The sequence below is a fragment of the Pseudomonas sp. FG36 genome, assembly GCF_057809275.1.
In genome coordinates this window covers 1-20,408 of the sequence record NZ_JBMDJQ010000018.1, presented here as the reverse complement: position 1 = coordinate 20,408, position 20,408 = coordinate 1, and the positions used below count along the sequence as shown (strand labels likewise).

Here is a 20,408-nt window from a genome sequence, read left to right as displayed (position 1 = left end):
GGTTGGTGACGCCTGGCGGCCAGCGGGCCGTTTTTGATGGCGGATGTCCAGCAGATGGGGGCAGCCCTGACTATTTCAAGGGCTTTTCGGGTTCAATCTTGAAATGCGCGCGCGCCGTGGCGATCGGCGTGTCGCGATCACCCTGCCAGGCGGTAATGGCGACGTTGGTCACCCGCCGCCCCTGGCGCCACAACTGGCACTGGGCGTAGGTATCGCGGTAAAGGCCGGCACGCAGGTAATCGATGGAAAAATCGATGATCTTCGGAATGCTCGCGCTTTCGCTGTAGATCAGCAGGTAGAGCGCCGCGGACAGCTCCATGAACCCGGCGATCACGCCGCCATGGATCGCCGGCAGCAACGGGTTGCCGATATTGTCCGGATTGGCCGGCAGACGGAACAGCAGGTCTTCGCCCTGGCGCTCGCATTCGATACCGATCAATCCGGCATAGGGGATCAACGCCAGCAAGGGCTGGTAATCACCCCGGGCGTGGGCCTGGTTCAGCTGCTGGCGGATATCGCTGGGGATCACGTGCGGCGCTCCTTGAGGCTGTTACCGAAGCGGATGCCGCCTTTGACGTCCTGCCCCAGGCGCATGAAGGTGCCGACCACCTGGCAGATCGGTTGCGCAGGGTCGTCCTGGTAGGCCGTCCCCCGGGTGAAGATGACATCGCGGGTCACCCGGTAGCACTGGGCATGGCCAAAGATATCCTTGCCTGCCTCGGCCGGGTGCATATAGTCGATGCGCAGGTCCAAGGTCGGGCATACCTCGAAGCTGGGCAGCGCGCAGAGCGTGGCCATGCCGCAGGTGGTGTCCATCAGCGTGGTCAGCACACCACCGTGCACCGCGCCATTCTGCGGATTGCCGACAATGGCCGGCGACCAGGGCAGCACCAGGGTCATGCCATCGGCGTCGGCATGCTGCACCCGCATCTGTAATACCTGGCAATGTTTCAATGCCGACAGAAAGCGCTCGGCCATCGCCATCAATGGAGTCTCGTTCATTGTCCGCCGCCGCATAAAATGGGTAAAAAGTCTATATAGGCCGGGCAGTTATATATCTGTAACCTGCGTTGAACTTATTCGCCGGCAGCGTACTCGAAGGAACATACAAAGTTATTCCACCCAGGAGAAACACCCCATGCGTAAACCTTTTGCTTTTGCTCTGATGCTGGCCGCTGCCATGGGCCTGGCTGCTTGCGATAAAGCGAGCGAAGACAAAGCCCAGGACGCACAGCAACATGCCGAGCAAGCCCAAGAGAAGATGGGCGAAGCTCAGGATAAGATGAACGACGCCGCCAAGGAAAACGCCGAAGCCGCCAAAGATCAGGCCGAAGCGCAGCAGAAGGCCGCCGAGGAAGCCGCGCCTTCCACTCCAGCGCCGGCCACTGCACCTGCCGAGCCTGCCAAGCAGTAATCTCGCGACATAAAAAAACCCGACATTGTCGGGTTTTTTTATGTCTGTCATTTAACGCTGAAAGGCTTCAGCCTGCACTGTCGGAAGTGTCCCTGCTCGCCTCTATCGGTGCACTTTCGGTGGGCGTGAACACCATCACTTCCAGTACATGGGAGTGGAACTCACGGCGATACAGGATGAACACCACGCCCACGCTCATGGCCATGAACAGCCAGGGGCTGATGAACCAGCTCAACATGGCCATGCCGAAGTAATACGAGCGCAACCCCAGGTTGAACTGGTTGGCGGCCAGCGACAGCACCCGCGCCGCCCGGGAGGCGAAAGCCTTGCGTTCCAGTTCGTTGACCTGACGTTCGCCTATCATCGGCGCCGAGCCCACCAACACTGCGGCGAAGTTGTATTGACGCATGCACCAGCTGAAAGTGAAGAACGCATAGACGAACACCGTCGCCAGGCACAGCAGCTTGATTTCCGACATGCCTTGGGACGCCTGCTGCACCAGCGGCAGGTCGGCCAGCAGCGACAATGCGCGGTCGGACGCACCGAGCACGGTGAGGATGCCGGCAAGAATGATCAGGGTGCTGGAGGCGAAGAACGATGCATTGCGCTCCAGGTTGCCGATCACGCTGGCATCGGCGATGCGGTTGTCGCGCAGCAGCATGCGGCGCATCCAATCCTCGCGGTAAAGGTGCAACACGCTGGCCAGGCACGCGGTATCCCGCCCCTTCCAGGTGGCATAGCGGGTGTAGCCGCCCCAGCAGATGGCGAACCAGCAGACGGCCAGGAGGTTGCCCAGGTTGTTTTGGATGAAGGTCATGCAGGAATCCCTTTAAAGAGAAACAGACCGGTGTTCGACGCCCGGATTCGTTAAAAGACACGCCATCGCGCGATAGCGTCGGCCCAGGCCACAAAAAACCCCGCGCCTTTCGGCAGCGGGGTTTCGATATCCACCTTTGACGGGGGCCCTTCGGCTTTTGGCCAGCGCCCCGTCCATCAGGTTTCAATCCATCAGGCCAGCGCCTCGCGCGGCTTGCCCAGCATGCGGTCGCAGACCACGGCGACAGCCAGGGTCACTACCGAAGGCACCAGCCAGGCCATGCCTTCGTTGCTGAACGGCAGGTGCGCCAGGGCGTCAGGCAGCACGTGGGCGAAGCTGCTGCCCTTGATGGCGTCGACGACGCCGAACACCAGCGACACCAGCATGACCGGCGCCAGGATGCGGGTTGGCGAGTTCCACAGGTCCTTCACGAAGCTCAGGCCCACGACCACGATGCACGGCGGGTAGATCGCCGTCAGCACTGGAATCGAGAACATGATCAGCTTGGTCAGGCCCAGGTTGGAGATCACCAGCGAGAACCCAGCCAGGATCACCACCAGGGCACGGTACGACAGCGGCAGGATCTGGCTGAAGTATTCGGCACAGGCGCAGGTCAGACCCACGGCGGTGACCAGGCAGGCCAGTGCGATCAGTACTGCCAGGAAACCACTGCCCAGCGAACCGAAGGTGTGCTGCACATAGGCATGCAATACCATCGCACCGTTGGTGGCATCGGCTGCGATGTCATGGCTGCCCGCGCCGAGGCGGAACAGGCTGACATACACCAGGACCAGGCCCAGGCCGGCAATCAGGCCAGCAATGATGGCATAGCGGGTGATCAGCTTCGGCGACTCGACGCCACGCGAACGGATGGCATTGACGATGACGATACCGAAGACCAGCGCCCCCAGCGTGTCCATGGTCAGGTAACCATCGGAGAAACCTTTGGAGAACGCAGCGGCGGCGTAGGCAGGCTGGGCCTCGCCGATGGTGCCGGCCGGCAATGCGAACGCCGCGATGCCCAGCACAGCCAGGGCGATGATCTTCAACGGCGCGAGGAAACGCCCCACGGTGTCGAGCAGCTTGCCCGGGTACATCGACACGGCCAGGACCACGGCGAAATACACCACGCTGTAGATGAGCAGAGCCAGCGGGCTTTCACCGGTCAGCGGCGCCACGCCTACTTCGAACGACACGGTCGCGGTGCGTGGGGTGGCGAACAGCGGGCCGACCGAGAGGTAGCACACAGCCGCCAGCAGGCCGCCGAAGAACTTGCCGATCGGGCTGCTCAGGGCGTCCATGCCGCCACCGACCTTGGCCAGGGCGATCACGGTGATGACCGGCAGGCCCACGGCGGTGACCAGGAAGCCGAGTGCGGCCATCCATACGTGCGGGCCAGACTGCAGGCCGACGATGGGCGGGAAGATGATGTTGCCGGCGCCTACGAAAAGCGCAAACGTCATAAAGCCAAGCGCCAGGATATCCTGGCCTTTTAACACTTTCATTTAAGGAAATACCACACTGCTGAAATCGGGAGTCGGAGGGGATTTCCCATAGGATGAAGGGAAATGCTGCCCGGCTTGGTGAGCCAGACCCGTTTAGCGTGTCGTTCCCTTTTGGGGTACGGGCACAGAGTGAACGCGTAGCCTACCTGTTTTGCCCGACAAACGCACTGGCCCAGTGCTGCTTGTCCGATGTGCGTATGTGTTTGTCGTCTTGTTGAACGTGTTCGGCGACAATTTATTGCGTATTCAAACGAATGTCTGGTTGAAAATCCTGATAGCGACCATCGGAATTTCCGCAGGTGTGCAGCCCCATCTTCCAAGCGATCCCCATTAACGACAAAGGCCACCCGAAGGTGGCCTTTGTGCGCGTGGGGGGTATTGCGTGTTACTTACTTCTTGACTTCCCAGCCAGTCAGCTCGGCCAGGGCCTTGCCGATGTCAGCCAGGGAACGCACGGTTTTCACACCAGCGTCCTGCAGGGCGGCGAACTTCTCGTCCGCAGTACCCTTGCCACCGGAAATGATGGCGCCAGCGTGGCCCATGCGCTTGCCCGCAGGTGCGGTAACACCGGCGATGTAGGAAACGACAGGCTTGGTCACGTTGGCCTTGATGTAGGCCGCGGCTTCTTCTTCAGCGGAACCGCCGATCTCACCGATCATGACGATCGCTTCGGTCTTCGGGTCTTCCTGGAACAGCTTCAGGATGTCGATGAAGTTGGAGCCCGGGATCGGGTCACCGCCGATGCCGACGCAGGTCGACTGGCCGAAGCCGGCGTCGGTGGTCTGCTTGACAGCTTCGTAGGTCAGGGTGCCGGAACGCGAAACGATACCGACCTTGCCTGGCAGGTGGATGTGACCTGGCATGATGCCGATCTTGCACTCGCCCGGAGTGATCACGCCTGGGCAGTTCGGGCCGATCAGGGTCACGCCCAGTTCGTCGCACTTGACCTTGGCGTCCAGCATGTCGAGGGTAGGGATACCCTCGGTGATGCAGACGATCAGCTTGATGCCACCGAAGGCGGCTTCCAGGATCGAGTCCTTGCAGAAAGGAGCCGGTACGTAGATGACCGACGCGTCAGCGCCGGTAGCTTCTACGGCTTCTTTCACGGTGTTGAACACCGGCAGGCCCAGGTGGGTGGTGCCACCCTTGCCCGGGGTGACGCCGCCGACCATCTTGGTGCCGTAGGCGATGGCTTGTTCGGAGTGGAAAGTACCCTGCGAGCCGGTGAAGCCCTGGCAGATGACTTTGGTGTCTTTATTGATCAGGACGCTCATTACTTGCCCTCCGCAGCTTTGACAACTTGTTGAGCAGCGTCGGTCAGGCTGGTTGCCGCAATGATGTTCAAACCGCTTTCTGCCAGTACTTTAGCGCCCAGTTCGGCGTTGTTGCCTTCGAGGCGAACGACGACCGGAACCTTGACGCCGACTTCTTTCACCGCGCCGATGATGCCTTCGGCAATCATGTCGCAGCGAACGATGCCGCCGAAGATGTTGACCAGTACGGCCGCGACATTGCTGTCGGACAGGATGATCTTGAACGCTTCGGTAACGCGCTCTTTGGTAGCGCCGCCGCCAACGTCGAGGAAGTTGGCAGGCTTGCCGCCGTGCAGGTTGACGATGTCCATGGTACCCATGGCCAGGCCGGCACCGTTGACCATGCAGCCGATGTTGCCTTCGAGGGCAACGTAGTTCAGTTCGAACTTGGCGGCGTGGGCTTCACGGGCGTCGTCCTGCGACGGGTCGTGGAAGGTCTTCAGCTTAGGCTGACGGTACATGGCGTTGGCGTCGATGTTGATCTTGGCATCGAGGCAGTGCAGATCGCCATCGGCCTTGATCACCAGCGGGTTCACTTCCAGCAGGGCCAGATCGTGATCCTTGAACAGCTTGGCCAGGCCTACGAAGATCTTGGCGAACTGTTGAACTTGCTTGCCTTCCAGGCCCAGCTGGAACGCCAGCTCGCGACCCTGGAACGGCTGAGCGCCGACCAGCGGATCGATGGTGGCCTTGAGGATCTTCTCAGGAGTGTCGTGAGCGACTTTCTCGATGTCCACGCCACCTTCGGTGGAAGCCATGAACACGATGCGGCGGCTCGAACGATCGACTACAGCGCCCAGGTACAGCTCTTTGGCGATGTCAGTGCAGGATTCGACCAGGATCTTGGAAACTGGCTGACCATTGGCGTCGGTCTGGTAGGTAACCAGGTTCTTGCCAAGCCACTGGGCAGCGAACGCCTTGGCGTCTTCCTTGCTGCGAACCAGCTTGACGCCGCCCGCTTTACCGCGACCACCAGCGTGAACCTGGGCTTTTACAACCCACTCGGAACCGCCGATCTTGTCGCAGGCTTCTGCTGCAGCTTCAGGGGTGTCGACTGCGAAACCCTTGGAAACTGGCAGGCCGTATTCAGCGAACAGCTGCTTACCCTGATACTCGTGAAGATTCATGCTTTTTACCGTCTTCGTTAGGTACTGCGCTTCGGCGCTGCGCCATTACTGGCGCCGCACCACCTGTGACCGTTGACCCCGGGTTTTCCCATGTGATCCGGTCCGGCGGACGTTCCGCGGTGAGTCTTGCACGCAAGACCCACGACGGGCAGACCGCCGTGGTTTCTTATAATTAACGCTTCTTACGGTTGGCGACGTGAATGGCACCGCCATTCACCGCCAGCGCTGCTTCATGCAACGCTTCGGACAGGGTCGGATGGCTGAAGACCATCATGCCCAGATCCTCGGCACTGGTGCCGAATTCCATTGCGATTGCGCCCTGCTGTACCAGTTCGGCAGCCGATGGGCCAATCACGTGAACACCCAGGACGCGGTCGGTCTTGGCGTCGGCGATGACCTTGACGAAACCACCGGTATCGTTGGCTGCCATCGCACGGCCGCTGGCCGCGAACGGGAAGGTGCCTACGTTAACCTCAACACCCTCGGCCTTCAAGGCTTGTTCGGTCTTGCCGACCCACGCGATTTCCGGGTGGGTGTAGATGACCGACGGGATCAGGTCGTAGTTCATCTGGGCCTTGTGGCCCTTGATGCGCTCGACAACCATGATGCCCTCTTCCGAGGCCTTGTGCGCCAGCATCATGCCACGCACCACGTCACCGATGGCGAATACGCCCGGAACGCTGGTAGCGCAGTGGTCATCGACGAAGATGTAGCCACGCTCGTCGATGGTCACACCGCTGTCGGCAGCCAGCAGGTCAGTGGTCACCGGACGACGGCCGACCGCGACGATCAGCTTGTCGAAGGTGATCTTCTGCTCGCCTTCGGCGTTGGTGTAGGTGACTTCGACTTCGTTGCCATTGACTTTCGAGCCGGTGACGCGAGCGCCCAGCTTGATGTCCAGGCCTTGCTTGGTCAGGGTCTTCTGGGCTTCTTTCGACACGGCAGTGTCGGCAGCCATCAGGAAGGTGTCCAGGGCTTCCAGGACGGTGACTTCAGCACCCAGGCGAGCCCAGACCGAGCCCAGTTCCAGGCCGATCACGCCGGCACCGATGACGCCCAGGCGCTTCGGTACGGTCTGGAATTCCAGGGCGCCGGTGGAGTCGACGATGACGTTCTGGTCGACCGGAGCCGGTGGAATGTCGATCGGACGCGAGCCGGAAGCCAGGATCACGTTGTCGGCTTCGATGACTTCGGTGGTGCCGTCAGCCTTGGTGACTTCGACTTTCTTGCCGGCCAGCAGCTTGCCGTGGCCCTGGATCGAAGTAACGCCGTTGGCCTTGAACAGGGTGGCAACACCGCCGGTCAGGTTCTTGACGATGCCGGCCTTGCGGCCAACCATCGCGGCGACGTCCATCTTCACTTCACCAGTGGAGATACCGTGGACGTTGAAGCTTTCTTTGGCTTCCTTGTACTTCCAGGAGCTGTCCAGCAGCGCCTTGGAAGGAATGCAACCTACGTTCAGGCAGGTGCCGCCCAGGGCCAGCTTGCCCTCGGCGTCGGTGTACTTCTCGATACAGGCAGTCTTCAGACCGAGTTGGGCAGCCTTGATGGCGGCAACATAGCCGCCAGGACCTGCACCAATCACCACTACGTCGAATTTCTGGGTCATAAAAGATTCCTTATCAGCTACAAGCTACAAGCCGCGTACCGCACGGCCCCGTCTCTTGAATAACGGGGCCGGCGGCGCGCAGCTAGTTGATTAGATGTCCAGCAGCAGGCGAGACGGATCTTCCAGCAGGTTCTTGATGGTCACCAGGAAGGTTACCGCTTCCTTGCCGTCGATCAGGCGGTGATCGTAGGACAGCGCCAGGTACATCATCGGACGGATCACGACCTGGCCATTGATGGCCATCGGGCGCTGGATGATGTTGTGCATGCCCAGGATGGCAGCCTGCGGCGGGTTGACGATCGGGGTCGACATCATCGAGCCGAAGGTACCACCGTTGGTGATGGTGAAGGTACCGCCAGTCATCTCTTCGATCGACAGCTTGCCGTCACGGGCCTTCTTGCCGAAGGTGGCGATGCCGTTCTCGATTTCGGCCAGCGACATCGACTCGGCGTTGCGCAGGACCGGAACCACCAGGCCGCGATCGCTGGAGACGGCGACGCCGACGTCAGCGAAACCGTGGTAGACGATGTCGTTGCCGTCGATCGAGGCGTTGACCGCCGGGAAGCGCTTCAGCGCCTCGGTGGCAGCCTTGACGAAGAACGACATGAAGCCCAGGCGCACGCCATTGTGGGTCTTCTCGAACAGGTCCTTGTACTTCGAACGCAGGGCCATGACTTCGGTCATGTCGACTTCGTTGAAGGTGGTCAGCATCGCCATGTTCGACTGGGCTTCGACCAGACGCTCGGCGATCTTGGCGCGCAGGCGGGTCATCGGCACGCGCTTCTCGGTGCGGTCGCCGGCGGCAACCACAACCGGGGCGGCGGCAGCAGCGGCAGGCTTGGCAGCCGGAGCGGCGGCAGGCGCGGACTTCTTGTTGGCAACAGCTGCAACCACGTCTTCCTTGGTGATGCGACCGCCTTTGCCGGTGCCGGCAACGGTAGCCAGGTCGATGCCGTTCTCTTCGGCCAGCTTGCGCGCGGCAGGCGCGGCAACCGGGTCGTCTTCGCCAGCGTCGGCGGCAGCAGCGGCGGCCGGAGCAGCAGCGGCCGGAGCGGCAGCTGGTGCAGCGGCGGCGGCGCCGCCTTCAACGATCGAACCCAGCACTTCGTCGGACAGGACGGTGTCGCCCTCGCCCTTGACGATTGCGCCCAGCACGCCATCGGCGGTGGCCAGGACTTCCAGGACGACTTTGTCGGTTTCGATGTCGACGATCAGTTCGTCACGCTTGACGGCGTCGCCCGGCTGCTTGTGCCAGGTGGCAACGGTGCCATCGGCAACCGATTCCGGGAAGGTTGGGGCTTTGATCTCGATAGCCATTATCTGTGTTTCCTTAAATTCGGTTTCAGGTGCGCGAAGGCGTTAGACAGTGAAGGCGTCTTGCAGCAGTTTTTCCTGCTGTTCGGCGTGCTTCGAAGCGTAACCACAGGCTGGCGCGGCGGAAGCGTCGCGGCCGGCGTATTCCAGGACCAGTGCCTTGTTGTGGCGGCCCAGGATACGGCGCATGTGGTGCTGGCTGCTGTACCAGGCGCCCTGGTTCATCGGTTCTTCCTGACACCACACCGCTGCCTTGAGGTTGGTGTAAGGCGCAAGGATCTCGACCAGGTCGTCCTCAGGGAACGGATACAGCTGCTCGATACGCACGATGGCGATGTCTTCGCGGCCTTCGGCACGGCGTTTTTCCAGCAGGTCGTAGTAGACCTTGCCGCTGCACAGGACGATGCGTTCGACCTTGGCCGGATCGAGGGTATCGATTTCCGGGATCACGGTCTGGAACGAGCCTTCGGCCAGGTCTTCCAGGGTCGAGATGGCCAGCTTGTGGCGCAGCAGCGACTTGGGCGTCAGCACGACCAGCGGCTTGCGCAGCGGACGGATGACCTGACGACGCAGCAGGTGGTAGATCTGTGCCGGGGTGGTTGGCACGCACACCTGGATGTTGTGCTCGGCGCACAGCTGCAGGTAACGCTCCAGACGCGCGGAGGAGTGCTCCGGGCCCTGCCCTTCATAGCCGTGTGGCAGCAGCATGGTCAGACCGCACAGGCGGCCCCACTTGTGCTCGCCGCTGGTGATGAACTGGTCGATCACCACTTGCGCGCCGTTGGCGAAGTCGCCGAACTGGGCTTCCCAGATCACCAGCGCGTTCGGCGTGGTGGTCGAGTAGCCGTATTCGAAGGCCAGTACCGCTTCTTCCGAAAGGAAGGAGTCGTACAGGTCGAAACGCGGCTGGCCCGGGAACAGGTTCTGCAGCGGCACGTAGGTGCTGGCGTCCTTCTGGTTGTGCAGCACCGCGTGACGGTGCGAGAAGGTGCCACGGCCGATGTCCTGGCCGGTCATGCGGATCGGGTGACCTTCGAACTGCAGGGTGGCGTAGGCCATGGTCTCCGCGTAACCCCAGTTGATCGGCAAGCCACCGGCCTGCATCTTCTGGCGGTCTTCGTAGATCTTCGACACCTGGCGCTGGACGACGAAGCCTTCCGGCAGCTCGAGCAGCTTGGCCGACAGTTCCTGCAGGGTCTTGAGGTCGAAGCGGGTGTCGTGACGCGCGGTCCAGGCATGGCCCAGGTATGGGCGCCAGTCGACGAACAGCTCGCGGTTCGGCTCCTTGACCAGGCTCTTGACCACGTGCAGGCCGTTGTCCAGCGCGTTGCGGTAGTCGTCGATCTTGGCCTGTGCGCGCTCGGCATCGATGCGGCCGGCCTGGATCAGGGCGTCGGCATACAGCTCACGGGTGGTGCGCTGCTTGCTGATCTGCTGGTACATCAGCGGCTGGGTACCGTTTGGCTCGTCGGCCTCGTTGTGGCCGCGGCGACGGTAGCAGACCAGGTCGATGACCACGTCACGCTTGAACTGCATGCGGTAGTCGATGGCCAGCTGGGTGACGAACAGCACCGCTTCCGGGTCATCGCCGTTCACGTGCAGGATCGGCGCCTGGATCATCTTGGCAACGTCGGTGGCGTACTCGGTGGAACGCGAGTCCAGCGGGTTGCTGATGGTGAAACCAACCTGGTTGTTGATCACGATGTGCACGGTGCCGCCGGTCTTGAAACCGCGGGTCTGCGACATCTGGAAGGTTTCCATGACCACGCCCTGGCCGGCGAACGCTGCGTCGCCGTGGATCGAGATCGGCAGGACCTTGTCGCCAACGGTGTCGTTGCGGCGATCCTGGCGGGCGCGAACCGAACCTTCCACCACTGGCGAGACGATTTCCAGGTGGGAAGGGTTGAACGCCATGGCCAGGTGAACTTCGCCACCGGCGGTCATCACGTTGGAGGAGAAGCCCTGGTGATACTTCACGTCACCGGAGCCCAGCTCGTTCATCTTCTTGCCTTCGAACTCGTCGAACAGCTCGCGCGGGTTCTTGCCGAAGGTGTTGACGAGCACGTTCAGGCGGCCGCGGTGGGCCATGCCGATCACGACTTCCTTGGTGCCGTACGAACCGGAGCGCTGGATCATTTCGTCCAGCATCGGGATCAGGCTTTCGCCGCCCTCGAGGCCGAAGCGCTTGGTGCCCGGGTACTTGGTGCCCAGGTACTTCTCCAGGCCCTCACCGGCCGTGACGCGCTCGAGCAGGTGGGCCTGCACGTCAGCGGAGAATTCCGGACGGCCACGCACGCTTTCCAGACGCTGCTGGAACCAGCTGCGCTGCTCGGAATCGACGATGTGGGTGAACTCGGCGCCAATGGTGCGACAATATGTCTTCTGCAGCGCTTCGGAAATTTCGCGTAGGCTCGCTTCCTCTTTGCCGATGAACAGGTCGCCGGCACGGAAGGTCGTATCAAGATCGGCATTGGTCAAGCCGTAGTGATTGATCGACAGGTCTACGGGCGCAGGACGCTGCCACAACCCCAACGGGTCGAGCTTGGCAGCCTGATGGCCGCGCATACGATAGGCCTGGATCAGTCGCAGCACTTCAACCTGCTTCTTCTCGTGTTCACTGCTCACGCTCCCGGCGGAAACCGGTTGGGCGCGGCGCTGGTTCTTTGCCAGCAGTACGAAATGGTCGCGGATCGTCGAGTGCGATACATCGGTAGCGGTGCTGCCGTCGGCGGGCAACTTCTGGAAGTAGGTGCGCCACTCTTCTGGCACAGCGTTAGGGTCGTGCAGGTAGAGCTCATAAAGCTCTTCCACATATGCAGCGTTACCACCTGAAAGGTGGGCGCTTTCCCACATGCGCTGCATCACGCTTTCTTGCATGCTTGGTCACCCTCGGTTAGGGGACTGATCGGCGAGAGCCACAGCAAACCTGGAAAAGTCCGAACACAGCGACTGAACCACGCCACTTGGATCCTGCTGATTTTCCGGGTACCAGCCCGGAAAGCCCCTGCTGGTCTCATATCTTCATAGGTAATGAGCGCGGGCTTTGTGGGCCCTTGCTCGGGTTTTACCTCAGTGCGGGCTCACCACCCGCACCTCGGCTTACTGCAGGTACAACGCTTTGAATCAGGTGCCGCTTTGCAGCAGCATGTTACGTACGTGGCCGATCGCCTTGGTCGGGTTCAGACCCTTCGGGCAAACGTTCACGCAGTTCATGATCCCGCGGCAGCGGAACACGCTGAACGGGTCATCCAGGGACGCCAGGCGCTCCTGAGTCTTGGTGTCGCGGCTGTCGGCCAGGAAACGGTAGGCCTGCAGCAAGGCGGCGGGGCCCAGGAACTTGTCCGGGTTCCACCAGAACGATGGGCAGGAGGTCGAGCAGCAAGCGCACAGGATGCACTCGTACAGACCGTCCAGCTTGTCGCGGTCTTCCGGCGACTGCAGACGCTCGATGGCCGGAGCCGGCGTGTCGTTCTGCAGGAATGGCTTCACCTTCTCGTACTGCTTGTAGAAGATGCTCATATCGACCACCAGGTCACGAATGACCGGCAGGCCAGGCAGCGGACGCAGGATCAGCTTGTTGCCCTTGACCACACCCGACAGCGGGGTGATGCAGGCCAGGCCATTCTTGCCGTTCATGTTCATGCCATCGGAACCGCACACGCCTTCACGGCAGGAGCGACGGTACGAGAAGCCCTCGTCCTTTTCCTTGATCAGTGCCAGCACGTCCAGAACCATAAGGTCCTTGCCGCCGGTATCGACGTCGAACGACTCCATCTTGGGCGCCGAGTCGGTGTCGGGGTTGTAGCGATAAACTTCGACTTTCAACATAGCAGCCACCCTTAGTAAGTCCGGACTTTTGGTTCGAAGGCAGGAACTGTCTTCGGCGCAAAGTTGACGCCGCGCTTGGCAACGCGCTTCTCACCCGGGTAGTACAGGGTGTGGCACAGCCAGTTCTCGTCGTCACGGTCTTCGAAGTCTTCACGGGCGTGCGCGCCGCGGGACTCTTTACGGGCTTCGGCCGCGATGGCGGTAGCTTCGGCGACTTCCAGCAGGTTCTGCAGCTCCAGCGCTTCGATACGCGCGGTGTTGAAGGCCTGGGACTTGTCGTTGATCTTGACGTTGGCGATGCGGTCACGCAGGCCAGCCAGTTGCTCGATACCCTTCTGCATGTATTCGCCGGTACGGAATACACCGAAGTAGTTCTGCATGCAGCTCTGCAGTTCGCGCTTCAGGCTTGCCACGTCTTCGCCGCTGGTACGCTCGTTGAGCTTGTTCAGGCGGTTCAGCGCAACATCGACGTCGGTGTCGCTGGCATCGCGGTACTCGACGCCTTCGGTCAGCGCCTTTTCCAGGTGCAGGCCGGCGGCACGGCCGAACACCACCAGGTCGAGCAGCGAGTTACCGCCCAGGCGGTTGGCGCCGTGGACCGATACGCAAGCCACTTCACCCACGGCGAACAGGCCCGGGATGATGTGATCCTTGCCTTCGGCGTCCATGGTGATGGCCTGGCCATGAATGTTGGTGGCAACGCCGCCCATCATGTAGTGGCAGGTCGGCACGACCGGTACCGGGGCGACCACTGGGTCGACGTGGGCGAAGGTCTTGGACAGCTCGCAGATACCTGGCAGGCGGCTGTGCAGCACTTCCTCGCCCAGGTGATCCAGCTTCAGCAGCACGTGGTCCTTGTTCGGGCCCACGCCGTTGCCGGCGATGATTTCCTTGACCATGGAACGGGCGACCACGTCGCGGCCGGCCAGGTCTTTCGCGTTCGGCGCGTAACGCTCCATGAAGCGCTCGCCGTGGGCGTTGATCAGGTAGCCACCCTCACCGCGGCAACCTTCGGTGACCAGTACACCGGCGCCGGCGATGCCGGTCGGGTGGAACTGCCACATCTCGATGTCCTGCACCGGCACGCCGGCACGCAGGGCCATGCCGATACCGTCGCCGGTATTGATCAGGGCGTTGGTGGTGGAGGCGTAGATACGGCCAGCACCGCCAGTCGCCAGCACGGTGGCCTTGGACTTGATGTACATGGTTTCGCCGGTTTCGATGCAGATCGCGATCACACCGACGAACGCGCCGTCCTGGTTCTTCACCAGGTCAACGGCGTAGTACTCGTTGAGGAAGGTGGTGCCTGCCTTCAGGTTGCCCTGGTACAGGGTGTGCAGCAGCGCGTGACCGGTACGGTCGGAGGCTGCGCAGGTACGGGCAGCCTGGCCGCCCTTGCCGAAGTCCTTGGACTGGCCACCGAACGGACGCTGGTAGATACGGCCGGTTTCGGTACGCGAGAACGGCAGGCCCATGTGGTCCAGCTCGAAGACCGCGGCCGGGCCTTCCTGACACATGTATTCGATAGCGTCCTGGTCACCGATGTAGTCGGAACCCTTGACGGTATCGTACATGTGCCAGCGCCAGTCGTCGTTCGGGTCGGCCGAAGCGATGGCGCAGGTGATGCCGCCCTGGGCGGAAACGGTATGCGAACGGGTCGGGAACACCTTGGTGACTACGGCGGTCTTGTGGCCGCCTTGAGCCAGTTGCAGTGCTGCGCGCATGCCCGCGCCGCCGCCACCGATGATGATGGCGTCGAAGGAAATGGTTGGAATGTTAGCCATGAATCAGATACCCCAGAGAATCTGCACACCCCAGACGAAGTAAGCGAACATCGCAACGCCGCATACCGCCTGGAACAGGAAACGAATCGCAGTCGCCGACTTGCCGAACGCCATCGGCGTCAGGTAGTCGGTGGCAATGGTCCACATGCCGACCCAGGCGTGGGCGCCCAGGGCAACGAGGGCCAGCAGACTGAAGATGCGCATCGCATTGTTGGTGAACAGAGCGTGCCACTGGGCGTAGTCGATGCCCGGGTGGGCGGCGAGGTAGCCGATCAGGAAAATGAAGTAAGCCGCGAGAACGACCGCCGAGACGCGCTGCGCCATCCAGTCGTAGAGGCCCGAACGCGACAGGTTCGTGACGTTAGTTACCATACCCAAACTCCTGCCAGAACGATCAGCACCACGGAGATGACGATCACGATTTTCGAGCCCAGCTTGCCGCCTTCCAGCGTCTCACCGACACCCATGTCCATGATCAGGTGGCGCACACCTGCCACGAGGTGGTACAGCAGGCCGGACAGCAGGCCCCAGGTCACCAGTTTGGCCAGCGGACTGGTCAGACACGCCTTCACCTCGGCAAAGCCTTCCTCCGAACCCAGCGACTTGCCCAGTGCGTACAGCATGATGGCAAGGCCGAGGAAGAGGATGACGCCGGAAATACGGTGAAGAATGGACGTGTACGCGGTGATCGGGAGTTTGATGGTCCTTAGGTCTAGGTTTACAGGTCGTTGGCTTTTCACGGCTTTTTTCACACTGAAGAGCCCCTAGCTAACAGGGCAAAGTTGTTGGTAAGTGTACTGGTCAGGTACCCACCACCCAGGAGAGCGACGACACCCAGCAGGGCGGGCTTGGAAGCCCCTGGGAGTCGGCTGCCGAGTATAGACAGTTAGGCTGCTTATGACAACGTGAGGGGCTAGCCCAAATATCGCATTGCCTTTAAGGGACAAAAGGCGTAAACGGGCGAGAATTTCGTGAAAAATCAGGCCTCAGAGGGCGTTTCAACCAGCCTTTAGGCAAATTGACATTCGAATTTATCCCTCTATAGTGGTGCGGGCCCTGCGTGGGGGGTCTGTCTGATGATTTCAAGCATTAATAGGAGGCCACATGGCTGACAAAAAAGCGCAGTTGATCATCGAGGGCGCTGCCCCCGTCGAGCTGCCCATTTTAACCGGCACCGTTGGTCCCGATGTTATCGACGTCCGCGGGTTGGGGGCATCAGGCCACTTCACCTTCGACCCTGGTTTCATGGCGACCGCCTCGTGCGAGTCGAAGATCACCTACATCGATGGCGACAAGGGCGTGCTGCTGCACCGCGGCTACCCGATCGAACAGCTCGCCGAACAGTCGGACTACCTCGAGACCTGCTACCTGCTGCTCAACGGCGAACTGCCGAATGCCGAGCAGAAGGCCCAGTTCGTCAGCACCGTGAAGAACCACACCATGGTTCACGAGCAGCTGAAGTCGTTCTTCAACGGCTTCCGCCGCGACGCCCACCCGATGGCGGTGATGTGCGGCGTGGTCGGCGCCCTGTCGGCGTTCTATCACGACTCGCTGGACATCAATAACCCGCAGCACCGCGAAATCTCCGCGGTACGCCTGGTCGCGAAAATGCCGACCCTGGCCGCGATGGTCTACAAGTACTCCATGGGCCAGCCCATGATGTACCCGCGCAACGACCTGTCGTACGCGGAAAACTTCCTGCACATGATGTTCAACACCCCGTGCGAGATCAAACCGATCAGCCCGGTGCTGGCCAAGGCGATGGACCGGATCTTCATCCTCCACGCCGACCACGAGCAGAACGCCTCCACCTCCACCGTGCGCCTGGCGGGCTCCTCGGGCGCCAACCCGTTCGCCTGTATCGCCGCCGGCATCGCCGCACTGTGGGGCCCTGCCCACGGCGGTGCGAACGAAGCCGTACTGACCATGCTCGATGAAATCGGCGATGTCTCGAACATCGACAAGTTCATCGCCAAGGCCAAGGACAAGAACGATCCGTTCAAGCTCATGGGCTTCGGTCACCGCGTGTACAAGAACCGCGACCCGCGCGCCACCGTGATGAAGAAGACCTGCGACGAAGTGCTCAGCGAGCTGGGCATCAAGAACGACCCGCAGCTGGAACTGGCCATGCGCCTGGAAGAGATCGCCCTGACCGATCCGTACTTCGTCGAGCGCTCGCTGTACCCGAACGTCGACTTCTACTCGGGCATCATCCTCAAGGCCATCGGTATTCCAACCAGCATGTTCACCGTGATCTTCGCCCTGGCGCGGACCGTCGGCTGGATCTCGCACTGGAAGGAAATGCTCTCCAGCCCGTACAAGATCGGCCGCCCGCGCCAGCTGTACACCGGCTACGAGCAGCGTGACATCGTCGAGCTGAAAGACCGCAAGTAAGCCTTTTCGGCCGAACGCAAAAAGGCTGCCCTCGGGCAGCCTTTCTTGTTTCTGCATTACCGGCGCCGATCACTGTTTCTCGGCACGCTCCTTCAACCCCTTCAGGGTATTGAACGGTGCATCCACCACGAACTTGTTGGCCAGCCAGGACGGCACGCTGCCACCTGGCTCGGTGTGCACCTGATAGGTCACCTCGGTGCTGTCACCCTTGGGCACCAGCTTCCAGTAGCCCTCTACCTGGGCGACGCGCACGAAGCCCTTTTCCTCCGGCAGATACTTCGGCTGCTCCTCAAGCTTGCGGGTCAGGCTGCCATCAGCCTCCTGGACAGTGGTCACATGCAGGACGGAATCGCGTGGTGTCACCGGCCATGGCGTATTGAACTGGGTGTAGGTCCAGCTCTGGTCGCCCTCGCTCTTGAGCAGTTTCTGCGACTTGCACTCGTGGATCCAGGCGCAGGCCCCGGCCACGTCCTCCTGCAACGCCTTGACCTTGGCCAGCGGCGCCTTGATCACGGTCACGCCACGGTAGGCCTTGTACTTGGAACCGGCCACCTCGCTGAGGGACACCTTGATCCCCTCCTCGTCCTTGGCCACCTGCCAGTTCTCGGCCCAGGCCGTGGGTGCCAGCACGACACCCATGCCACACAGCAGTGCAATACGCTTGATCGATCTCATCATCTTGTTCCTTGTTGTCGAGGATCCAACCTGTCACGCCGCCGTCATCTGCTCCAGCCACCCGATGATGCGGATGGCCTCGTCACGATCGTTGCCACAGATGTCCGCTTCCGCCTTGAAGCCGCCACACACCTGCGGTCGCTCGGGCTTGCCGAACAGCGCACAGAGGTTTTCGACATTAAGGTGCAGGCAGCGTTCGCCGGCCGGCTTACCCTGCGGCATGCCGGGGATAGGCGAACTGATGGACGGGGCGATGCAGCAGGCACCGCAGCCCTCGCGGCATTTCATGACAACAGGACTCCCAGGAGCAAAACGGGACGAACGTCCCTGGATACTAACCGCTCAAACATATGTTTGAAATTGCCGAGCGAATGAAAAAGACCGTGACCCGGCAGTCAGTTGCGGAATTCGAAATCGATCGCCGCGCCGTCGACATCACGCCGGCTGTCGTTGCGCAACTGCAGCTGCATTTCGTTGCTGATCAGTCGGCCGTTGAGCTGGAACGGGCTGCTGTCGGACTCCGGCTTGGTAGGGAACATCGACGGCAGCAGAGGCTTGCGCACCACCGGCCCGTCACCCAGGTCCGGTTCGAGATGCCTGACCATCTCACTCGGCAGGCTCAGGTCGATTTTCGGCTTGGGCAGCGGTTTGGCGACAGCCTTGCTGACAGGCTTGGCCTTCGCCTTGGGCTTGGCCTTTGGTTTGGCCTTTGGTTTGGCCTTGGGCTTGGCTGCCGGCTTGGCTGCCGGCTTGGCTGCAGCCTTGGCCGCCGACTTGTGCACCACCTGCGCCTTGGCAGCAGGCTCGGCAGCCTGCACCGCTCCGGCCGGCAGCCAGGGCAACGCGCAACACAGGGCAATGACAAGAGGACGAAACAGGTTCATGGGTACCGGGAGCGTAAGCTGCAAAACGCGTATGCTCCCTGTTCGCCGCTCATCTGACAAGCCTACAAAAGTGAACCTGTCGGCTCGCGGCACAATTGTTGGGCCAACAGCCCCAGGGTCATCACCGCGCGCTCCGCCTCGCGGTTCCAGGGAATACCGCAATTAAGCCGGATACAGTGGTTGAACTGCTCCGTATTACTGAAGATCAGCCCCGGCGCGATACTGATCCCCTGCTCCAGTGCCCGCACATGCAGCTCCTGGGTATTGACCCGCCCCGGCAGGCTGACCCAGAGGATGAATCCGCCAGTGGGCCGGGTCATCTGCGTGCCTTCCGGGAAATGCTGCTGCACCGCCAGCTGGTAGGCACTAAGGTTCTTGCGATATTCCTGGCGAATGTAGCGCAGGTGGCGATCGTAGCCGCCGTTCTCCAGGTAGGCAGCCACCGCCATCTGCGTGACACTGCAGGCCGAGTGCGTGGTGAAAGTCTGCAGGCGCTGGATCTCGTCCTGGTAGCGCCCGGCGATCATCCAGCCGACCCGCACCCCTGGCGACAGGGTCTTGGAGAAGCTCGAGCAGTAGATCACCCGGTCGAGGCGATCGAACGCCTTGAGCGCCTTGGTGCGCCCCTGCTCGAACATCAGTTCGCCGTAGATATCATCCTCGACGATCTGTATGTCGAAGTCGGAGGCCAGGCGCAGCAACTGTTTCTGCCGCTCCTCGGGGATGGTGCCGCCCAGGGGATTGCTCAAGCGCGCCGTCAGTACGAGCGCCTTGATCGACCACTGGTTGGCGGCCAGTTGCAGGGCCTCCAGGCTGATACCGGTAGATGGGTCGCTGGGAATCTCGATGACCTTGAGCCCCAATAGGTCGGCCAACTGCAGCAGGCCGTAGTATGTGGGCGATTCGGCAGCGATCAGGTCGCCCGGCCGGGTCAGCACCCGCAGCGCCATCTGCAGGGCATCGACACAGCCGTGGGTGACCACCACTTCACGCGGATCGACCAGCACGCCTGCATCACGCATGCGGATGGCGATCTGCCGGCGCAGCGGTTCGAAACCCGGGCTGAACATGTAGCTGAAGGCACGCGGGCTGTGGAAGCGCGTCACCTTGGCCAATTGCTGGTGCAGGGCACGCACGGGCAGGTAGTCCACATGCGGCACCGCGGCGCCGAACGGGAATACCCCATCGCGCCGCGCCTCGACCAGCACTTGCTGGATGATGCTTGCCCGGGTGACCAGGCCCGGGCGCTCGACCCGCGCGATATCCGGGGTCTGCGCCGTCAACGCCGGGGTCTGGTGGACGTAGTAGCCGGACTGCGGCCGGGCACGTATCAGGCCCTGGTCCTCGAGATTGGCGTAAGCCTGCAGCACGGTGGCATGGCTGACATTGAGCTGCGCGCTCATCTTGCGCACCGACGGCACCCGCTCCCCCGGCTGGTAGACACCCCGGCGGATGTCATCGGCCAGTTGCTGGGCAATGCGCTGGTACAGCAGCAGGTTGGTCATGGCGTGTTCTCGAAGCGCTGACGGGTCATTGTTCTTGTGTGGGTCACTGCGGGGCCAGAATACCGTAACAGTTACGAAGTGTACTGGGACAGATCGGAGAATAGCCAACAATACAGTTACGTGACAGAGAAGTGATAGCCGACCACGTCGGCGCGCCGACGAACGCTCAAATTACCTTTGATACTGCCGTTGCCGTTGCCGTTGCCGTTGCCGTTGCCGTTGCCGTTGCCGTTGCCGTT

General features: G+C 61.6%; 19 protein-coding genes. 2 read left to right on the top strand and 17 right to left on the bottom strand.

Annotation, left to right across the window (positions count from 1 at the left end):
- Positions 1 to 70: 70 nt before the first annotated feature.
- The gene (locus ACODS9_RS15505; protein WP_023629623.1) at positions 71 to 529 is read right to left on the bottom strand and encodes a PaaI family thioesterase; all 459 of its coding nucleotides are present in this window, start codon (positions 527 to 529) and stop codon (positions 71 to 73) included.
- Positions 526 to 1,002: a PaaI family thioesterase gene (locus ACODS9_RS15500; protein WP_367858324.1), complete on the bottom strand. Its 477-nt coding sequence runs from the start codon at positions 1,000 to 1,002 to the stop codon at positions 526 to 528. The genes ACODS9_RS15505 and ACODS9_RS15500 overlap by 4 nt, the downstream gene beginning before the upstream one ends.
- Before the next feature lie 136 nt (positions 1,003 to 1,138).
- On the opposite strand from ACODS9_RS15500, the gene ACODS9_RS15495 reads away from it, so the two are divergent.
- Positions 1,139 to 1,414: a hypothetical protein gene (locus tag ACODS9_RS15495; RefSeq protein WP_046854770.1), complete on the top strand. Its 276-nt coding sequence runs from the start codon at positions 1,139 to 1,141 to the stop codon at positions 1,412 to 1,414.
- A 67-nt stretch (positions 1,415 to 1,481) separates the two neighbouring features.
- On the opposite strand, the gene ACODS9_RS15490 is transcribed toward ACODS9_RS15495, so the two are convergent.
- From ACODS9_RS15490 to sdhC, 11 genes are all read right to left on the bottom strand, one after another.
- The gene (locus ACODS9_RS15490; protein WP_489094225.1) at positions 1,482 to 2,231 is read right to left on the bottom strand and encodes a DUF599 domain-containing protein; all 750 of its coding nucleotides are present in this window, start codon (positions 2,229 to 2,231) and stop codon (positions 1,482 to 1,484) included.
- A 191-nt stretch (positions 2,232 to 2,422) separates the two neighbouring features.
- Entirely contained in the window at positions 2,423 to 3,736 is a 1,314-nt protein-coding gene (brnQ, locus tag ACODS9_RS15485) for a branched-chain amino acid transport system II carrier protein (RefSeq protein WP_367858322.1), read from the bottom strand.
- Between the two features lie 389 nt (positions 3,737 to 4,125).
- On the bottom strand, positions 4,126 to 5,010 hold the full coding sequence (sucD, locus tag ACODS9_RS15480; protein ID WP_004376004.1) for a succinate--CoA ligase subunit alpha: 885 nt from the start codon (positions 5,008 to 5,010) through the stop codon (positions 4,126 to 4,128).
- Complete coding sequence (gene sucC / locus ACODS9_RS15475; RefSeq protein WP_023629628.1) at positions 5,010 to 6,176, bottom strand: ADP-forming succinate--CoA ligase subunit beta; 1,167 nt, start codon at positions 6,174 to 6,176, stop codon at positions 5,010 to 5,012. The genes sucD and sucC overlap by 1 nt, the downstream gene beginning before the upstream one ends.
- 172 nt (positions 6,177 to 6,348) lie before the next feature.
- A complete protein-coding gene (lpdA, locus tag ACODS9_RS15470) occupies positions 6,349 to 7,785 on the bottom strand; it encodes a dihydrolipoyl dehydrogenase (RefSeq protein ID WP_046854767.1) in 1,437 nt (478 codons plus the stop codon).
- A gap of 90 nt (positions 7,786 to 7,875) precedes the next feature.
- Positions 7,876 to 9,102 carry a 2-oxoglutarate dehydrogenase complex dihydrolipoyllysine-residue succinyltransferase gene (gene odhB, locus ACODS9_RS15465; protein ID WP_046854766.1) on the bottom strand — a complete coding sequence of 409 codons (1,227 nt, stop codon included), beginning with the start codon at positions 9,100 to 9,102 and terminating at the stop codon, positions 7,876 to 7,878.
- Between the two features lie 42 nt (positions 9,103 to 9,144).
- Positions 9,145 to 11,976 carry a 2-oxoglutarate dehydrogenase E1 component gene (locus ACODS9_RS15460; RefSeq protein WP_046854765.1) on the bottom strand — a complete coding sequence of 944 codons (2,832 nt, stop codon included), beginning with the start codon at positions 11,974 to 11,976 and terminating at the stop codon, positions 9,145 to 9,147.
- Positions 11,977 to 12,222: 246 nt separating this feature from the next.
- Positions 12,223 to 12,927: a succinate dehydrogenase iron-sulfur subunit gene (locus ACODS9_RS15455; RefSeq protein ID WP_172231853.1), complete on the bottom strand. Its 705-nt coding sequence runs from the start codon at positions 12,925 to 12,927 to the stop codon at positions 12,223 to 12,225.
- An 11-nt stretch (positions 12,928 to 12,938) separates the two neighbouring features.
- Positions 12,939 to 14,711 carry a succinate dehydrogenase flavoprotein subunit gene (sdhA, locus tag ACODS9_RS15450; RefSeq protein ID WP_023628895.1) on the bottom strand — a complete coding sequence of 591 codons (1,773 nt, stop codon included), beginning with the start codon at positions 14,709 to 14,711 and terminating at the stop codon, positions 12,939 to 12,941.
- Between the two features lie 3 nt (positions 14,712 to 14,714).
- Entirely contained in the window at positions 14,715 to 15,083 is a 369-nt protein-coding gene (sdhD, locus tag ACODS9_RS15445; protein WP_023628896.1) for a succinate dehydrogenase, hydrophobic membrane anchor protein, read from the bottom strand.
- Positions 15,077 to 15,463 carry a succinate dehydrogenase, cytochrome b556 subunit gene (gene sdhC, locus ACODS9_RS15440; protein WP_023628897.1) on the bottom strand — a complete coding sequence of 129 codons (387 nt, stop codon included), beginning with the start codon at positions 15,461 to 15,463 and terminating at the stop codon, positions 15,077 to 15,079. Before sdhC ends, sdhD begins: the two co-directional genes overlap by 7 nt.
- 352 nt (positions 15,464 to 15,815) lie before the next feature.
- Here sdhC and gltA point away from each other — a divergent pair, with 352 nt between their 5' ends.
- Positions 15,816 to 17,105: a citrate synthase gene (gene gltA / locus ACODS9_RS15435; RefSeq protein WP_046854764.1), complete on the top strand. Its 1,290-nt coding sequence runs from the start codon at positions 15,816 to 15,818 to the stop codon at positions 17,103 to 17,105.
- 69 nt (positions 17,106 to 17,174) lie between these two features.
- Here the strand turns inward: gltA and ACODS9_RS15430 are convergent, their stop codons facing one another.
- From ACODS9_RS15430 to ACODS9_RS15415, 4 genes are all read right to left on the bottom strand, one after another.
- Complete coding sequence (locus tag ACODS9_RS15430) at positions 17,175 to 17,780, bottom strand: START domain-containing protein (protein ID WP_110704459.1); 606 nt, start codon at positions 17,778 to 17,780, stop codon at positions 17,175 to 17,177.
- Positions 17,781 to 17,813: 33 nt separating this feature from the next.
- A complete protein-coding gene (locus ACODS9_RS15425; RefSeq protein ID WP_023628900.1) occupies positions 17,814 to 18,068 on the bottom strand; it encodes a YkgJ family cysteine cluster protein in 255 nt (84 codons plus the stop codon).
- Positions 18,069 to 18,175: 107 nt separating this feature from the next.
- Positions 18,176 to 18,664 (bottom strand): hypothetical protein, encoded by a 489-nt coding sequence (locus ACODS9_RS15420; RefSeq protein ID WP_489094224.1) that lies wholly within the window; start codon positions 18,662 to 18,664, stop codon positions 18,176 to 18,178.
- Positions 18,665 to 18,726: 62 nt separating this feature from the next.
- Entirely contained in the window at positions 18,727 to 20,169 is a 1,443-nt protein-coding gene (locus ACODS9_RS15415; RefSeq protein WP_038706507.1) for an aminotransferase-like domain-containing protein, read from the bottom strand.
- Positions 20,170 to 20,408 lie beyond the last annotated feature (239 nt).

Excerpts from the sequence above, each read along its gene's own strand:
- ACODS9_RS15460 (WP_046854765.1), bottom strand. The coding sequence starts at position 11,976 with ATGCAAGAAAGCGTGATGCAGCGCATGTGGGAAAGCGCCCACCTTTCA.
- ACODS9_RS15430 (WP_110704459.1), bottom strand. The coding sequence starts at position 17,780 with ATGAGATCGATCAAGCGTATTGCACTGCTGTGTGGCATGGGTGTCGTG.
- sdhD (WP_023628896.1), bottom strand. The coding sequence starts at position 15,083 with ATGGTAACTAACGTCACGAACCTGTCGCGTTCGGGCCTCTACGACTGG.
- ACODS9_RS15415 (WP_038706507.1), bottom strand. The coding sequence starts at position 20,169 with ATGACCAACCTGCTGCTGTACCAGCGCATTGCCCAGCAACTGGCCGAT.
- ACODS9_RS15490 (WP_489094225.1), bottom strand. The coding sequence starts at position 2,231 with ATGACCTTCATCCAAAACAACCTGGGCAACCTCCTGGCCGTCTGCTGG.
- sucC (WP_023629628.1), bottom strand. The coding sequence starts at position 6,176 with ATGAATCTTCACGAGTATCAGGGTAAGCAGCTGTTCGCTGAATACGGC.
- sdhA (WP_023628895.1), bottom strand. The coding sequence starts at position 14,711 with ATGGCTAACATTCCAACCATTTCCTTCGACGCCATCATCATCGGTGGC.
- odhB (WP_046854766.1), bottom strand. The coding sequence starts at position 9,102 with ATGGCTATCGAGATCAAAGCCCCAACCTTCCCGGAATCGGTTGCCGAT.
- sucD (WP_004376004.1), bottom strand. The coding sequence starts at position 5,010 with ATGAGCGTCCTGATCAATAAAGACACCAAAGTCATCTGCCAGGGCTTC.
- ACODS9_RS15500 (WP_367858324.1), bottom strand. The coding sequence starts at position 1,002 with ATGAACGAGACTCCATTGATGGCGATGGCCGAGCGCTTTCTGTCGGCA.
- ACODS9_RS15495 (WP_046854770.1), top strand. The coding sequence starts at position 1,139 with ATGCGTAAACCTTTTGCTTTTGCTCTGATGCTGGCCGCTGCCATGGGC.
- lpdA (WP_046854767.1), bottom strand. The coding sequence starts at position 7,785 with ATGACCCAGAAATTCGACGTAGTGGTGATTGGTGCAGGTCCTGGCGGC.
- ACODS9_RS15455 (WP_172231853.1), bottom strand. The coding sequence starts at position 12,927 with ATGTTGAAAGTCGAAGTTTATCGCTACAACCCCGACACCGACTCGGCG.
- gltA (WP_046854764.1), top strand. The coding sequence starts at position 15,816 with ATGGCTGACAAAAAAGCGCAGTTGATCATCGAGGGCGCTGCCCCCGTC.
- ACODS9_RS15420 (WP_489094224.1), bottom strand. The coding sequence starts at position 18,664 with ATGAACCTGTTTCGTCCTCTTGTCATTGCCCTGTGTTGCGCGTTGCCC.
- ACODS9_RS15425 (WP_023628900.1), bottom strand. The coding sequence starts at position 18,068 with ATGAAATGCCGCGAGGGCTGCGGTGCCTGCTGCATCGCCCCGTCCATC.
- brnQ (WP_367858322.1), bottom strand. The coding sequence starts at position 3,736 with ATGAAAGTGTTAAAAGGCCAGGATATCCTGGCGCTTGGCTTTATGACG.